Annotated in this window: 17 protein-coding genes; 16 read left to right on the top strand and 1 reads right to left on the bottom strand. The window is 56.6% G+C overall.

The features are described from left to right. Positions 1-270 precede the first annotated feature (270 nt). Both rluC and ACTG2U_RS02545 read left to right on the top strand, forming a co-directional pair. Positions 271-1,215 carry a 23S rRNA pseudouridine(955/2504/2580) synthase RluC gene (gene rluC, locus ACTG2U_RS02540; protein ID WP_005351815.1) on the top strand — a complete coding sequence of 315 codons (945 nt, stop codon included), beginning with the start codon at positions 271-273 and terminating at the stop codon, positions 1,213-1,215. After that, on the top strand, positions 1,215-1,877 hold the full coding sequence (locus ACTG2U_RS02545; RefSeq protein WP_439973979.1) for an HAD family hydrolase: 663 nt from the start codon (positions 1,215-1,217) through the stop codon (positions 1,875-1,877). Before rluC ends, ACTG2U_RS02545 begins: the two co-directional genes overlap by 1 nt. 105 nt (positions 1,878-1,982) lie before the next feature. On the opposite strand, the gene ACTG2U_RS02550 is transcribed toward ACTG2U_RS02545, so the two are convergent. Next, positions 1,983-2,564, bottom strand: a complete 582-nt coding sequence (locus tag ACTG2U_RS02550; RefSeq protein ID WP_439973980.1) for a Maf family protein — start codon at positions 2,562-2,564, stop codon at positions 1,983-1,985. A 119-nt stretch (positions 2,565-2,683) separates the two neighbouring features. Between ACTG2U_RS02550 and yceD the strand changes: the two genes are divergently transcribed. The 14 genes from yceD (at position 2,684) to ACTG2U_RS02620 (ending at position 14,419) form a co-directional block, all read left to right on the top strand. Then, positions 2,684-3,205 (top strand): 23S rRNA accumulation protein YceD, encoded by a 522-nt coding sequence (gene yceD, locus ACTG2U_RS02555; protein ID WP_013723766.1) that lies wholly within the window; start codon positions 2,684-2,686, stop codon positions 3,203-3,205. Between the two features lie 19 nt (positions 3,206-3,224). After that, on the top strand, positions 3,225-3,392 hold the full coding sequence (rpmF, locus tag ACTG2U_RS02560) for a 50S ribosomal protein L32 (RefSeq protein WP_005300935.1): 168 nt from the start codon (positions 3,225-3,227) through the stop codon (positions 3,390-3,392). 9 nt (positions 3,393-3,401) lie between these two features. Beyond that, entirely contained in the window at positions 3,402-4,421 is a 1,020-nt protein-coding gene (plsX, locus tag ACTG2U_RS02565) for a phosphate acyltransferase PlsX (protein ID WP_439973981.1), read from the top strand. 7 nt (positions 4,422-4,428) lie between these two features. Further along, positions 4,429-5,388, top strand: a complete 960-nt coding sequence (locus ACTG2U_RS02570; RefSeq protein ID WP_042655782.1) for a beta-ketoacyl-ACP synthase III — start codon at positions 4,429-4,431, stop codon at positions 5,386-5,388. 71 nt (positions 5,389-5,459) lie between these two features. Continuing rightward, the gene (gene fabD / locus ACTG2U_RS02575) at positions 5,460-6,395 is read left to right on the top strand and encodes an ACP S-malonyltransferase (RefSeq protein ID WP_005333161.1); all 936 of its coding nucleotides are present in this window, start codon (positions 5,460-5,462) and stop codon (positions 6,393-6,395) included. Between the two features lie 13 nt (positions 6,396-6,408). Continuing rightward, complete coding sequence (gene fabG / locus ACTG2U_RS02580) at positions 6,409-7,143, top strand: 3-oxoacyl-ACP reductase FabG (protein ID WP_005351850.1); 735 nt, start codon at positions 6,409-6,411, stop codon at positions 7,141-7,143. Between the two features lie 158 nt (positions 7,144-7,301). Beyond that, positions 7,302-7,538, top strand: a complete 237-nt coding sequence (acpP, locus tag ACTG2U_RS02585) for an acyl carrier protein (protein ID WP_005300909.1) — start codon at positions 7,302-7,304, stop codon at positions 7,536-7,538. Between the two features lie 82 nt (positions 7,539-7,620). Beyond that, positions 7,621-8,862, top strand: a complete 1,242-nt coding sequence (gene fabF, locus ACTG2U_RS02590; protein ID WP_005333158.1) for a beta-ketoacyl-ACP synthase II — start codon at positions 7,621-7,623, stop codon at positions 8,860-8,862. A gap of 68 nt (positions 8,863-8,930) precedes the next feature. Continuing rightward, on the top strand, positions 8,931-9,737 hold the full coding sequence (pabC, locus tag ACTG2U_RS02595) for an aminodeoxychorismate lyase (RefSeq protein WP_429067942.1): 807 nt from the start codon (positions 8,931-8,933) through the stop codon (positions 9,735-9,737). Next, on the top strand, positions 9,727-10,728 hold the full coding sequence (mltG, locus tag ACTG2U_RS02600) for an endolytic transglycosylase MltG (protein ID WP_429012333.1): 1,002 nt from the start codon (positions 9,727-9,729) through the stop codon (positions 10,726-10,728). Before pabC ends, mltG begins: the two co-directional genes overlap by 11 nt. Beyond that, positions 10,728-11,369, top strand: a complete 642-nt coding sequence (tmk, locus tag ACTG2U_RS02605; protein ID WP_429012332.1) for a dTMP kinase — start codon at positions 10,728-10,730, stop codon at positions 11,367-11,369. Before mltG ends, tmk begins: the two co-directional genes overlap by 1 nt. After that, on the top strand, positions 11,354-12,301 hold the full coding sequence (gene holB, locus ACTG2U_RS02610) for a DNA polymerase III subunit delta' (protein WP_429012331.1): 948 nt from the start codon (positions 11,354-11,356) through the stop codon (positions 12,299-12,301). Before tmk ends, holB begins: the two co-directional genes overlap by 16 nt. 25 nt (positions 12,302-12,326) lie before the next feature. Further along, entirely contained in the window at positions 12,327-13,106 is a 780-nt protein-coding gene (locus tag ACTG2U_RS02615; RefSeq protein WP_439973982.1) for a TatD family hydrolase, read from the top strand. A gap of 371 nt (positions 13,107-13,477) precedes the next feature. Further along, positions 13,478-14,419 carry a site-specific integrase gene (locus ACTG2U_RS02620; protein WP_439973983.1) on the top strand — a complete coding sequence of 314 codons (942 nt, stop codon included), beginning with the start codon at positions 13,478-13,480 and terminating at the stop codon, positions 14,417-14,419. The last annotated feature ends 109 nt before the right edge of the window (positions 14,420-14,528 follow it).

Raw genomic sequence — 14,528 nt, forward strand, 5'->3', positions numbered from 1 at the left:
AGAAGGAATGAATAAGGATGCCGAAATGGAGACAAATAAACGGTGATGTTTGTGTTCTCCATGCGTTGTACCTCGCACCCGGGAACCGTCATGTTCTTGTATACACGGTGTTTCGGGATTGGGTGGCATACTTTTTGGCCACTTAGTACAAGGCTTGAACACAATGACAAAACCTTGTTTATTATCCCATTTAAACCTCTTTTATAGCAAGGCGCCATTTTTCAACAAACCATGCAGCCAAGGGGCGCTGGCAGTGTTAAAATCCGCGCCATGACACAGATACAACAACAAGTGCAGCTGCTCACCATCGAAGCTGAGCATGACGGGCAGCGCATCGACAATTTTCTCAAGACTCAGCTAAAGGGCGTCCCCAAGAGCCTGATCTATCGCATCCTTCGTAAAGGCGAAGTGCGAGTAAACAAAAAGCGCATCAAACCGGAGTACAAACTCTGCGCAGGTGACGAGGTGCGGGTCCCCCCCGTGCGCGTTGCCGAAAAGAATGAGCTGCCTTCGGCAAACCTCGGGGTTATCCAGCGTCTGGAGAGCCAGATCCTGTTCGAAGACGATGCCATGATCGTGCTGAACAAGCCCTCCGGCATGGCAGTACACGGTGGCAGCGGCCTGAGCTTTGGCGTGATTGAAGGGCTGCGAGCCCTGCGGCCGGAAGCCCGTTTCCTCGAATTGGTTCATCGACTGGATCGCGACACCTCTGGTGTATTGCTGGTTGCCAAGAAGCGCAGCGCCCTGCGCAGCCTGCATGAGCAGTTGCGCGTCAAGACCATGCGCAAACAGTATCTGGCGCTGGTGCGTGGCAAGTGGCAGGCTCACGTCAAGGTGGTTAATGCGCCGCTGCGCAAAAACGATCTGCAATCCGGTGAACGGGTAGTACGGGTCAGTGCCGATGGCAAGCCCTCCGAAACCCGGTTCCGTATCGTGCGTCAATTTGCCGAAGCGACCCTGGTCGAGTGCAGCCCCATCACCGGTCGTACCCACCAGATCCGCGTGCATACCCTGCATGCCGGTCATCCGATCGCCTGTGACGATAAGTACGGTGAAGCGGCGTTTGACGAGAAAATGCGCAGCCAAGGGCTGAAACGGCTCTTTTTGCATGCTTGGAAGCTTAGCTTCACCCATCCGGCCGATGGTCGCGAGATGCAGGTCGAAGCGCCGCTTGCACCTGAGCTCGACAACTTCCTCAACGGCTTGCCACGCTGATGCAGGATATCCGGCTCGCCATTTTCGATTGGGACGGTACCCTGATGGATTCGGTGGGCCGGATTGTGGCCTGTGTGCAGGGGGCCGCCAGAGATTGTGAGCTGGCGGTTCCTGCTCCAGCCCAGATCCGGCAGATTATCGGGTTGAGCCTCGATGTCGCCATGTCCCGTCTGTTCCCCTTATGCAGTGGCAGTGGCGCCACCAGCGGTGAGCGCCAGATTGCCGCACTCATCGATCGCTATCGTCATCACTATCTGCACGATGCCACCCCCAGCCCGTTGTTTGCTGGGGCAGGGGAGTTGCTGCATGACTGGCAGTCACGAGGGCTGCAACTGGCCGTCGCTACCGGCAAATCGCGCCGTGGGCTGGATCGGGTATTGGATGAGACCGGGCTGCGCCCGTTGTTTGTGACCAGCCGTGGGGCCGATGAGGCCCGCTCCAAGCCTGATCCGCTGATGCTTGAGCAGATCCTGGATGAGCTGGGGCTGTCACCCTGGCAGGCCGTCATGATCGGCGACTCTGTTCACGATATGGCGATGGCCGAATCAATCGCCATGCCGCGCATTGGCGTTACTTGGGGTGTAGATAGCCGCGATGCCCTCAGTCGTCACGGGCCAGTGGCGGTGGTGGATTCTATGGCGGCTCTTCGCGGGCTGTTATAGATGCCTCTCTTTAAGAGACATCAATCTGATTGATAACAGAAGCCCGGTCTATTGATCGGGCTTTTTATATGCTCGATCTAGCTTATCTATTCGTCTCGTCCGCAATCAGGGCAGGGCAATACCGTGGCGCTCCAGCAGTTCGATCAGGCCGATCAGTGGCAGACCGATCAAGGCGTTAGGATCGCGCCCCTCCAGCCCCTTGAACAGAATGATCCCCATCCCTTCACATTTGAAGCTGCCCGCACAATCTAGGGGCAATTCTGCCTCTACATAGCGGCGAATGGCGGATTCGTCGAGATCGCGAAAGTGGACCGTAAACGGTTCAATCAATTGATGAATCTCATTGGTTGCAGCGTTAAGTACGCACAGCCCGGTGTAAAAGGTGACGCTGCGACCTTGAGCCGCCATCAGCTGGGCGATGGCATTGTCGATGGTGCCCGGTTTGCCGAGGATGTGATTATTGCAGACACACACCTGATCAGAGCCGATGATCAAGCCGTGATCACGATGTCGGGCGATGGCATCAGCCTTGGCACGAGCCAGTCTGGCCACCAGCGCCTCGGCGGATTCGCCAGCCAGTGGTTGCTCATCCACATCGGGGGCGGCACATTCAAAGGGGAGTCCGAGCTTCTCCAGCAGGGCTTTGCGATAGCGAGAAGTTGAGGCGAGGATCAGATTCTGTGGCATAATCGAGTTACCGATGAAAGCAGGTACCGGCATTCTAGGGACTTGTGACGTTAAAATCATCGGCGGTAAGGACTTTTTCCTTTGACTATCAGTTGTTGGACCTATATTATTCGCGCCCTATGCAAAAGGTGAAGTTGCCCGTTAAGGTTGATCCAGTCCGTAGTGCCTTGAAGCTGCTCGATTACATCGGGATAGTGGAAAAGTCGCAGATGCCCAGGCTGGAGGAATCAACCGCTGGCTTGCAGAGTGATATCGATGTATCACTGCACTTTGGCAAAGATGTCCAGAAGTTGACCGTTATGAAAGGCACTGCCCATGCCAAGGTTGACCTGGTTTGCCAACGTTGCGGGGAGACATTCGAACACCTCTGTGAAGCTGAATTTATCTACACTCCGCTGTTCGAAAGAACAAACGAGGAAGAACTGCCGGAAGCTTATGAGCCCATTGAGTTGGATGAAAACGGCGAGATAGATCTTCATCAAATCCTGGAGGATGAACTCATCCTCTCGTTGCCTCAAGTCGCTATGCATTCTCTGGATGCATGCCCGAGAGGAAACATGGAGATGACCTGGGGTGAAATCGAACCTGCTGATGAGCGGCCGAATCCCTTTGCAGTTCTTGAAGAGCTTAAACGTAAGTGAATTTAGGAGTTAGCCTACAATGGCCGTACAACAGAACCGTAAAACCCGTGCCAAGCGTGGCATGCGTCGTTCCCACGATGCGCTGACCACCGCTGCCCTGACTGTTGATCAGACCAGTGGCGAAATTCATCGTCGTCACCACGTGACTGCCGATGGTTTCTACCGCGGTAAAAAGGTAATCGCTTAAGGATTGCCTTTGTCTACGCAAACTGTCGCGCTAGACATCATGGGGGGAGATATTGGCCCCTCGGAAACAGTGCCTGCCGCCGTGCAGGCACTGTCTCTTTTACCCCAGCTAAAACTGATCCTGGTCGGCGACCAGCACCAGACCTCTTCTTTGCTGCAGCAACATGGCTTGCTGAATCATCCCCGCGTTCGTTTCGTGCATGCATCCCAGGTGGTTGGCATGGGCGATAAACCGATCGTGGCGTTGCGTACTCTGAAAGACTCCTCCATGCGGGTGGTACTCAATCTGGTGAAAGCCGGTGAGGCCGATGCCTGCGTCAGTGCCGGCAATACCGGCGCGCTGATGGCGATGGCCAAGTGCGTGCTCAAATCCCTGCCAGGGGTAGACAGACCCGCCCTCATCAAGGCATTGCCGACATTGAGCGGCAAACGCACCGTGATGCTGGATCTCGGCGCCAATGTCAGTTGCGATGCGGATACCTTGCTGCAGTTTGCAGTGATGGGCTCCGTCGTGGCCGAAAAGGTCGAAGGCATTGCGTCACCTCGTGTTGCCTTGCTCAACATCGGCGAGGAGGAGATCAAGGGCAACGATCTGGTGCGCCACAGCGCCGAATTGTTGCGCCAGTGCCACGCGCTCAATTATGTCGGGTTCGTCGAAGGGGATCGCATCTTCAGCGGTGACAGTGATGTGATTGTCAGTGACGGTTTTGTCGGCAATGTCGCCCTCAAGACGGCAGAAGGGGTAGTGCGGATGATGGCCCAGCTGGCCGGATATCCCCGCAAGAAACGCACTTTTCTTGGTCGGATCGCCGGATTTATGTTCAAACGGCGTTTTTCTTACCTGAACCCCGACCAGTATAACGGGGCAAGTCTGTTAGGATTGCGCGGCATTGTGGTAAAAAGTCATGGGCGGGCCGAACGGCGCGCTCTGTGTAATGCGATCCTGCTGGCCGCACAAGAGGCCAAACATCAACTTCCACTGCAAATAGCAGATCGCCTTGAAGCTGTCTTCTCTGACAGGGATCTATAAGAACTCTATGCATAGCAAAATTCTAGGTACTGGCAGCTACCTGCCGAGTTCAGTGCGTACCAACGCCGATCTCGAGCAGATGGTTGAGACCAGTGATGAGTGGATCGTGGAACGCACCGGTATCCGTGAGCGCCGTATTGCCGGTGCTGACGAGACCGTTGCCACCCTCTCTTACCAGGCCGCCCTGCGCGCCCTGGAGGCTGCCGGTTTGACCGCTGCCGATCTCGATATGATAGTGCTGGCCACCACCAGTGCTGAAAATGCCTTCCCGGCTGCCGCCTGCGAGCTGCAGGGGCTGCTCGGTGTTCCGGGCATTCCTGCCTTTGACGTGGCTGCAGCCTGCGCAGGTTTCACCTACGCGCTCTCCATTGCCGATCAGTTCGTCAAATCCGGCGCCGCCCGCCATGTGCTGGTTGTCGGGGCCGATGTGCTCTCCCGCATGTGCGATCCGCAAGATCGCGGCACCATCATCCTGTTTGGTGATGGGGCTGGGGCTGTGATTGTCGGTGCCAGCGAGACGCCGGGCATCCTCTCTACCCATCTCCATGCCGATGGCCGTTATGGCGAGCTGCTCAAGCTGCCGCACCCTCGCCGCGGCATGCCGGGTGCCGAGCTCGAAGCCTACATGTATATGAAGGGCAACGATGTCTTCAAGGTCGCTGTTACCCGTCTGAGCGAGATCGTCACCGAAACGTTGGCCGCTGCTGGCATCGAGCCGAGCGAGCTGGACTGGCTGGTGCCGCATCAAGCCAACTTCCGCATCATCAGTGCCACCGCCAAGAAGCTGGGTATGAGCCTCGATAAAGTGGTGCTGACCCTCGACAAGCACGGCAATACCTCTGCCGCTTCCGTTCCGGTTGCCTTCGACGAAGGGGTGCGGGATGGCCGGATCAAACCGGGTCAGCTGGTACTGCTGGAAGCCTTTGGTGGCGGTTTCGCCTGGGGCTCGGCGCTGGTTCGCCTCTGATCTTCGGCGGGATGGTGTCTCCATCATCCCGTCACCGATTTCATTTTTGTCTTATCTAAAAGGAATCAATGATGACCCAATTTGCCATTGCCTTCCCGGGACAAGGTTCCCAGTCCGTTGGCATGCTGGCCGAGCTGGCCGAACAACATGCCGTGATCAAGGAGACCTTCGCCGAGGCGAGTCAGGTGCTGGGTTATGACCTGTTTGCCCTGGTGATGGATGGTCCGGTTGAAGATCTGAACAAAACCTGGCGCACCCAGCCTGCGCTGCTGACTGCCTCTGTCGCCCTGTGGCGCCTGTGGCAACAGCAGGGTGGGGCAACGCCTGCCATGATGGCGGGTCACAGCCTGGGTGAGTACTCTGCGCTGGTTTGCAGCGGCGCACTCGATTTTGCCGATGCGGTCAAACTGGTCGAGTTGCGTGGTCTGGCTATGCAGGAAGCGGTACCAGAAGGCACCGGCGCCATGGCGGCCATCATCGGTCTGGATAACGAATCCATCGCCGCCAACTGCGAAAAAGCGGCACAAGGGCAGGTGGTCTCTCCGGTCAACTTCAACTCCCCGGGCCAGGTGGTTATCGCCGGTCACAAAGAGGCCGTTGAGCGCGCCAACGTGCTGATGAAAGAGTCGGGCGCCAAGCGTGCGCTGCCGCTGCCGGTCTCCGTGCCGTCTCACTGCGCGCTGATGAAACCTGCCGCAGAAAAACTGGCAGCTGCGCTGGACGGGATCGAGATCAAGGTTCCAACCATCGCTGTCATCAATAATGTCGACGTATCCTGTGAACAGGATCCGGCCGCCATCAAGCAAGCGCTGGTACGTCAGCTGTTCAGCCCGGTTCGTTGGACCGAGACTGTCGAGCGGATGGCCAATGAGGGCGTTACTCTCGAGATCGAGATGGGACCGGGCAAAGTGTTGACCGGGCTCGCCAAGCGCATCGACAAGCGCGTGGAAGGTATTCACGCCAACGATGCCGCCTCTTTCGAGCAGGCGCTGGCCCAGATCAAGTAAACAGGAGCAAGTGATGAGCTTTACCGATAAGGTTGTGTTGGTGACCGGTGCCAGTCGTGGCATCGGCCGTGCGATTGCCGAAACATTCGTGGCCCGTGGCGCGAAAGTGGTCGGTACGGCGACCAGCGAGAGCGGTGCCGAGGCGATCAGCGCCTATCTGGGCGACAATGGCTGCGGCATGGCACTGAACGTGACCAGCCAGGAATCCATCGAAGCCGTCTTCGCCGCCATCAAGGCGCGCTTTGGCGACATCGACATCCTGATCAACAACGCGGGGATCACCCGTGACAACCTGTTGATGCGGATGAAAGATGACGAGTGGAACGAGATCATCGATACCAATCTGACCTCGCTTTACCGTCTGAGCAAACCGGTGTTGCGTGCCATGATGAAGAAACGTCACGGTCGCATCATCAGCATTGGCTCCGTGGTGGGAACCATGGGCAATGCCGGTCAGGTCAACTATGCTGCCGCCAAGGCCGGTCTGGTTGGTTTTACCAAATCGTTGGCGCGGGAAGTGGCATCCCGTGGTATCACAGTGAACGCGGTTGCTCCCGGTTTCATCGAAACCGACATGACCCGTGCCCTGAATGACGATCAACGTGCCGGCATCATGAGTCAGGTGCCTGCCGCCCGTTTGGGTGATCCAAAAGAAATTGCCGCAGCTGTGGTATTCTTGGCTTCTGATGAAGCAGCCTATATCACCGGCGAAACCCTGCATGTTAATGGCGGGATGTACATGGTGTAATCAATTTGTCGTGAGATCTGTTCAAATTTGCGATAGTACGCCGAAGTTTGGCACATTTCGTGGTTTGACCAGCGGCAAGCTACTTGCAAACTCACGTCAATTGAATAAACTACCCCAACCAGACGCAAATAGCGTATTTTTAAAGGAAAATTCAGGTCATGAGCAACATCGAAGAACGCGTAAAGAAAATCATCATCGAACAACTGGGTGTTAAAGAGGAAGACGTTAAGAACGCTGCCTCCTTCGTCGACGACCTGGGCGCTGACTCTTTGGATACCGTTGAACTGGTAATGGCGCTGGAAGAAGAATTCGATACCGAAATTCCTGATGAAGAAGCCGAGAAGATCACCACTGTTCAAGCGGCTATCGACTACATCACCGCTAATCAGGAATAAGTTCCTGTTCTAAGAGAAGCGGCCCAAGGGCCGCTTCTTTTGTATTTGTTCCCTTTCAAAACACCTCTCGGAGACTACCTCAGTGTCAAAACGCAGAGTCGTGGTGACCGGCTTGGGGATGCTTTCCCCGGTGGGTAACACTGCCGAATCCAGCTGGCAAGCACTGCTCAACGGGCAGAGCGGCATTTCCCTTATCGAACATTTTGATGCCAGCGAGTTTGCAACCCGCTTCGCAGGTCTGGTCAAGGATTTCGATCCCGAGCAATACGGCATCAACCGTAAAGACGCTCGCAAGATGGATCTCTTCATTCAATACGGCATCGCAGCCGGTATGCAGGCACTGGATGATTCCGGCCTGACCATCAATGAAGAGAATGCCGAACGTGTCGGCGTGGCGATTGGCTCCGGTATCGGCGGTCTGGGTCTGATTGAACAGAACCACGAAAGCTTGGTCAACGGCGGCCCGCGCAAGATCAGTCCCTTCTTCGTTCCGTCCACCATCATCAATATGGTGTCCGGTCATCTTTCCATCATGAAAGGTCTGCAAGGGCCGAACATCGCCGTGACTACGGCTTGTACCACGGGTACCCATGCCATCGGTATGGCTGGCCGGATGATCGCTTACGGTGATGCCGATGTGATGGTCGCTGGCGGTGCCGAGAAAGCCTCCACCGCGATGGGGATGGGTGGCTTCGCTGCCGCCAAGGCACTCTCCAACCGCAACGACGAGCCGCAAAAAGCGAGCCGTCCGTGGGATAAGGATCGCGACGGTTTTGTGCTGGGTGACGGTGCCGGTGTCCTGGTACTGGAAGAGTACGAACACGCCAAGGCCCGTGGCGCCAAGATCTACGCCGAGCTGGTCGGTTTTGGCATGAGCGGTGACGCGTACCACATGACTGCGCCTCCCGCAGATGGCAACGGTGGTGCTCGCGCCATGAAAAATGCCATCAAGGATGCCGGCATTGCCCCCGAGCAGATTGGTTACATCAACGCGCACGGTACCTCCACCCCGCTGGGTGATGTGGCCGAGCTGCGTGGCATGAAGTCGGTGTTTGGTGAGCACGCCAAATCCCTGATGGTGAGCTCCACCAAGTCCATGACAGGTCACCTGCTGGGCGCTGCCGGTGCCATCGAGGCGATCATCACTGTGTTGGCCCTGCGTGATCAGGTGGCTCCGCCCACCATCAACCTGGACAACCCGGATGAAGAGTGCGATCTGGATCTGGTACCCCATGTGGCCAAGCCAGGTAGCTTCGAGTACGCCCTTTCCAACTCGTTTGGTTTTGGCGGCACCAATGGCTCACTGATCTTCAAACGCGTATAATTTGCCGCAGGGCAAAGACACAGGCCCGATACTGCCGGTATCGGGCCTTTTTTATCGGAGGGATCCCTTTGCTTATCAATGGCATGAAGCTTGATACGATCTCGGCCCATGATCGGGGGCTGGCCTATGGTGACGGTCATTTCACCACCATGGCGGTCAGGGAGGGTCGCGTGTTGCAGTGGCCTGCCCATCTGGCACGGTTGCAGCTGGCCAACAACCGGCTGGGATTGGTTGAACCGGACTGGGATCTCTTGACCCGGGAGGTTGAAGAGATAGTAGCCGACCAGCCACACTGCGTGGCCAAGGTGACCCTGACCCGCGGCGAAGGGGGGCGGGGCTATGATGGCAGCGGATGTCAGCACACAACCCGGATTGTCACTCTGGCGCCATTTCCCACTCACTATGGCCAGTGGCAACAGGAGGGGATCGAGATGGTGGTGTGCCGCCAGCGGATCGGCGATGCCCCTATGCTGGCCGGGCTTAAAACCTTGAATCGTCTGGAGCAGGTATTGCTGAAAAGCGAACTTGTCAGCCGGAATGCAGTCGAAGGGATAGTACTTAACAGTCGCGGTTTTCTGATTGAAGGGGTCAGTGCCAATCTGTTTTGGCGTCGGGGCAAGACGGTGTTTACGCCCGATCTTGCCCGCGGTGGTGTCGATGGCATCATGCGTCGCCAGGTGATGGCGATGTTGAAACAGATGAGTATTGAGTTGCGTGTGGTAGAGGCTCCGCTGGAGTCACTATGGCAGGCGGAAGAGGTGTGGCTCACCAATACCCTGATGGGGGTCGTGCCGGTCAATGGCATCGAGGATATTCACTATCCCCCAGCGGTATTGAGTCGTCGTTTACAGGAGCGTTTGGTCATTGAAGTTTAATCGGCTTTACACCCTGCTCGCGGGGGCGGCACTGACGGTTGCCGCTGCCGGGGGCTATGTACATTACAAATGGCAACAGGTAGAGACGCTCACCAACAAGGGGCCGACCCGGCTCTTTACGGTAGAGAAGGGCGCCCATGCGGCGCGCCTCATCGCCGAACTGGGTGAGGGGGAAGCCAGCCCCTGGGCGGTGCGGCTCTGGCTGCGCAGCCATCCTGAACTGGTGGCCATCAAATCGGGCACCTATGAAATCATGGAAGGGGCCCCTCTCAAGGAGACCCTCTCCCTGTTCGCATCGGGCAAGGAGTTTCACTTCAGCCTCACCTTCGTCGAGGGTTCCCGCTTCGAGGATTGGCAGAAGCAGCTCTCCAGCGCCCCATACCTTGAGCGATTGACCGTCGAGCAATCCGAAGCCGACCTGGCGCAGGAGCTCGGCATCGAGAATGGCAAGCTGGAGGGGTGGTTCCTGCCGGAAACCTACGCCTATACCACCCATGCCAGCGATCTCTCGATCCTGCGTCGTGCCCATCAGGATATGGAGACTTTCCTGCAGCAGAGCTGGGAGAAACGTCAGGCCAACCTGCCTTACAAGACCCCCTACGAGGCGTTGATCATGGCCTCAATTATTGAAAAAGAGACCGGCCAGCCGGACGAGCGGGCACAGATAGCCTCGGTGTTTGTCAATCGTCTGCGTCTGGGCATGAAGTTGCAAACCGATCCCACCGTCATTTACGGGGTGAAAGATCGCTACGATGGCAACATTCGCCGCAGTGATCTGACCGACAAGAATCCCTACAACACTTATGTGATCGACGGTCTGCCGCCCACGCCCATCGCCATGCCGGGCAAGGCCTCAATCGAAGCAGCGCTCAACCCCAAATCGACCGACTATCTCTACTTTGTCGCCAAGGGGGGCGGTGCCCACTATTTCTCCAAGACCCTCGATGAACACAATCGGGCGGTTCGCGAATACATATTGAAGAAACCCTAATGTCTAAATTTATTGTGATCGAAGGATTGGAAGGGGCAGGGAAGAGCTCGGCTGTGCGTTATGTGACCGACTATCTGCAGCGTCACGGCATCGACCGGATCGAGTGCACCCGCGAGCCGGGTGGTACGCCACTGGCCGAGCGGATGCGGGCCATCGTCAAAGAGGTGCACGACGAGCGCCTCACCATCGAGGCGGAATTGCTGCTGATGTATGCCTCCCGGGTACAACTGGTGGAGACCCGCATCAAACCCGCACTGGCTGACGGTGTCTGGGTGGTGGGGGATCGCCACGATCTCTCCTCCCAGGCCTATCAGGGGGGGGGACGTGGCATCGATGCTGCTCTTATCGGTGCCATCAAGCAGGCGGTGCTCGGCAACTTCAAACCGGATCTCACCCTCTATCTCGATATCGATCCTGCCCTTGGCTTGCAGCGCGCGCGCCATCGCGGCGAGCTGGATCGCATCGAACTGGAGCAACTGAGCTTCTTCGAGCGTACCCGAACTCGTTATCTCGAACTGGCCGCCAAGGATGACTCCATTGTGGTGATCGATGCGGCGCAAACCCCGGAACAGGTCAAAGCTGCCATCGAGCTTGCATTGGATCACTATCTGTCGAACGAGTCGCTATGTATCCCTGGCTGATCTCAGACTGGCATGCCCTGAGCCAGACGGCCCAGTCCGGTCGTCTCGGCCACGCCTGGTTGTTGCTCGGCGATCCCGGTCTTGGCAAGGAGCAACTGGCCGAGCGGCTGGCACGTTTGCACCTTTGCCAGCAACCGGATCGCGGAGAGCCGTGCGGCCACTGCCACTCTTGCCAGCTGTTTGACAAGGGCAACCACCCGGATCTCGGCACCATAACTCGCGACAGCAAGACCATCGGGGTCGAGGCCATTCGCGAGATCTGCACCCGGCTGCAGGGCTCTGCCCAGCTCGGCCGTGGCAAGGTGGTGATCATTCCTGATGCGGAGCGGATGACCGAATCGGCAGCCAATGCCCTGCTGAAAACCCTGGAAGAGCCGGCCGGCGACAGCTTGCTGTTGCTGATCGCTTCCCAGGTTTCCCGGTTGCTTCCCACCATTCTCAGTCGCTGTCACAAACATGTCTGTCAGTTGCCTGCGGAAGGGGAAACAGTACGCTGGTTGGCCGAGCAGGGTCATCAGGCCACTCTGGCTCAGGTGCGGATCTGTCAGGGGGCCCCGCTGCGGGTACTCGACTATATCGAGCAGCAACAGGACGGCACGCGCCGCGAACTGCTGGAACAGTTTGTCGCCCTGAGTCAAAGTCCGGCCAAGGCGACGGCATTGTGCAGCCAGCTTGGTCAGGAGACGCAGGTCAGGTTGCACTGGTTGCAGCTCTTCTTGTGCGATGCCCTGAAAACCCAGGCCGGATGTGGTCACCATCAGCTGGCAATGCCTGATCTGGCCATCTTGAGTCAGCGGTTGGCGGAGCAGCACTCCAGCGAAAAACTGCTGGAGGCAGAACAAGATCTTGTTGCCCTGAAAGCGGCATGCCAGCCGGGTCAGCTCTCCAATCCCACCATCCATCTGATGAACTGGCTCAGTCGCTGGTTATAAGTACCGACAAGCAGAAAGGTTTTATATGTTACTCGTTGATTCCCACTGTCATCTCGATCGCCTCAGCTATGGCAGCAAGCAGACAAGCATGTCTGATGTACTGGCCAAGGCAGCGAAACTGGACGTGGGATATTTTCTCTGTGTCAGTGTGACTCAGGCACAGTTCCCGACCATGCTCGAGGCGATCGCGCCCTATCCCCAGGTATTTGCCTCTTGCGGGGTACACCCGCTCAATCAGGAACCCGGTGTCGATGCCGAGTTGCTGCTCAAGCAAACTGCCGATCCACGTGTGGTGGCCATCGGTGAGACCGGTCTCGATTACTTTTACTCGCCCGAGAACAAGGAAGTTCAGCAAGCCTCTTTCCGCGAACATATCCGGGTTGCGCGCGCGTTGAACAAGCCGCTGATCATCCATACCCGCGATGCCCAGCAAGATACCTTGCAGATCATGCGCGAAGAAGGCGCTGATCAGGTTGGCGGTGTGCTGCACTGCTTCACCGAATCCCTCGAAATGGCGCAAGCTGCGATGGCGATGGGGTTCTATATCTCCATCTCCGGGATCGCCACCTTCAAAAATGCGTCTGCATTGCAAGAGGTGGTCAAGGCACTTCCCCTCGACAGATTGCTGGTCGAGACCGACTCGCCTTATCTTGCCCCCGTGCCGCATCGGGGGAGGGAGAACGAGCCCGCCTTTGTACGAGACGTTGCCCAGTTTATTGCTGACCTGCGTCATATTCCGCTCAATGAATTGGCAGAAGCCACCAGCCGGAATTTCTTTGAACTATTCAAACTGGCGAAAAAATAACACAGAAGCCCCGTTGCTCGGGGCTTTTATATTTCAAATACCAAGCGATTTCCCACCTGAATATCAATACCGAACCTTGTTATCTCTAACATTTTCCAGCCAATGTAACCTGCTCATCTATACAAACCCGAGTAGAATCATATTCCGATGTTTCGTTTATCTAATGTGGTCAAAGGGTATAAAAACATCAGACTATAAGTATCGATAATATTCATTATCGATACTTGATGTATGGAAAGGATCCTGTAAGATCCTCTCAAACTTCATATGAATCATAGTGTTCCGTGGCATATCCATCCTTATCCAATCCGGCTCATCAGTCACTGCAGACTGTTTTCGATGCGCAGCTAAATAGTCGGGCACGCCGCTTTTTGCGCAGTGCAAAAGCGGATTCCACCCTCAATGCCTATCAGGCAGATACCCGTATTTTTGTCTTCTGGTGTCAATTGCACGGGCTGGATCCGCTACAAACCACTCATCACGACATCATGAATTTTCTCGCTGATCAGGCCGACGGCGTATTGGCCGACTGGATATGGCTGGATAAAGAGGAGGGGAAGGGAGAACTGCGTAATGGCGAGCCTCGAAAACCGGCAACCCTGGTGAGACGGCTGGCGGGGATCCGTTATGCCTTCAAGCAGAAAGGCATTCACCCCATGCCCACCGAACATCCTGAAATCAAGGAGATGATGCGCGGTATTGTCAGGTTGGGGGATAACCGTAAACGCAAAACCGGCGCCCTGACGCTGCAACCATTGACCCAGGTGCTCGATGGCATCGACACCAGTGACTTGGCGGGCTTGCGTGATCACACCCTGCTGCTGCTGATGTTTAGTGGCGCCTTGCGCCGCTCGGAAGCAGCCCGAATTGAGGTGAGCGATCTCGATTTTGTGGGGCAGGGGATCCGCCTTCGCCTCAAACCGAGCAAGCATCAGCTGCATGAAACCGAGATCGCCCTGATCCCGGGCAAGCACTATTGTCCTGTGTCGGCACTGCAAAACTGGCTGAGCCAAAGCCGGATCAGCGAGGGGCCGCTGTTTCGGCGCATGAACCGCTGGGGTCAACTGATGGCTGAACCACTCGGCCCCCAGGGCATCAATCTGATGATCAAGCGGCGAACTGGCCAAACCATCGACGATCTCTACGTCAGTGGCCACAGCCTGCGTCGCGGGTTCATCACCTCGGCGGTGACTGCCGGAAAGCCGATGAACAAGATCATTGAAGTCACTCGCCACAAGGATATGCGAACCCTGCAGGAGTACTTCGATGACGCCCACAAATTCTCCGATCATGCCCTTGATGGTTTGCTTTGACACAACTGCGTCACTTCATTTTTTATGTTAAATGATATCCTGTTGATCTGATGATATATTTGTCGCGCAGCCAGCAGCCCAAAGGGGAAGGGCCATCTTCCTATGGATA

The sequence above is a fragment of the Aeromonas sp. 95A genome (assembly GCF_051919235.1).
Taxonomy (GTDB): Bacteria; Pseudomonadota; Gammaproteobacteria; order Enterobacterales; family Aeromonadaceae; genus Aeromonas; species Aeromonas veronii.

Bases quoted from the DNA above. Each gene is read 5' to 3' on its own strand.
- rluC (WP_005351815.1), top strand. From the start codon at position 271: ATGACACAGATACAACAACAAGTGCAGCTGCTCACCATCGAAGCTGAG.
- ACTG2U_RS02545 (WP_439973979.1), top strand. From the start codon at position 1,215: ATGCAGGATATCCGGCTCGCCATTTTCGATTGGGACGGTACCCTGATG.
- ACTG2U_RS02550 (WP_439973980.1), bottom strand. From the start codon at position 2,564: ATGCCACAGAATCTGATCCTCGCCTCAACTTCTCGCTATCGCAAAGCC.
- yceD (WP_013723766.1), top strand. From the start codon at position 2,684: ATGCAAAAGGTGAAGTTGCCCGTTAAGGTTGATCCAGTCCGTAGTGCC.
- rpmF (WP_005300935.1), top strand. From the start codon at position 3,225: ATGGCCGTACAACAGAACCGTAAAACCCGTGCCAAGCGTGGCATGCGT.
- ACTG2U_RS02570 (WP_042655782.1), top strand. From the start codon at position 4,429: ATGCATAGCAAAATTCTAGGTACTGGCAGCTACCTGCCGAGTTCAGTG.
- fabD (WP_005333161.1), top strand. From the start codon at position 5,460: ATGACCCAATTTGCCATTGCCTTCCCGGGACAAGGTTCCCAGTCCGTT.
- fabG (WP_005351850.1), top strand. From the start codon at position 6,409: ATGAGCTTTACCGATAAGGTTGTGTTGGTGACCGGTGCCAGTCGTGGC.
- acpP (WP_005300909.1), top strand. From the start codon at position 7,302: ATGAGCAACATCGAAGAACGCGTAAAGAAAATCATCATCGAACAACTG.
- tmk (WP_429012332.1), top strand. From the start codon at position 10,728: ATGTCTAAATTTATTGTGATCGAAGGATTGGAAGGGGCAGGGAAGAGC.
- holB (WP_429012331.1), top strand. From the start codon at position 11,354: ATGTATCCCTGGCTGATCTCAGACTGGCATGCCCTGAGCCAGACGGCC.
- ACTG2U_RS02615 (WP_439973982.1), top strand. From the start codon at position 12,327: ATGTTACTCGTTGATTCCCACTGTCATCTCGATCGCCTCAGCTATGGC.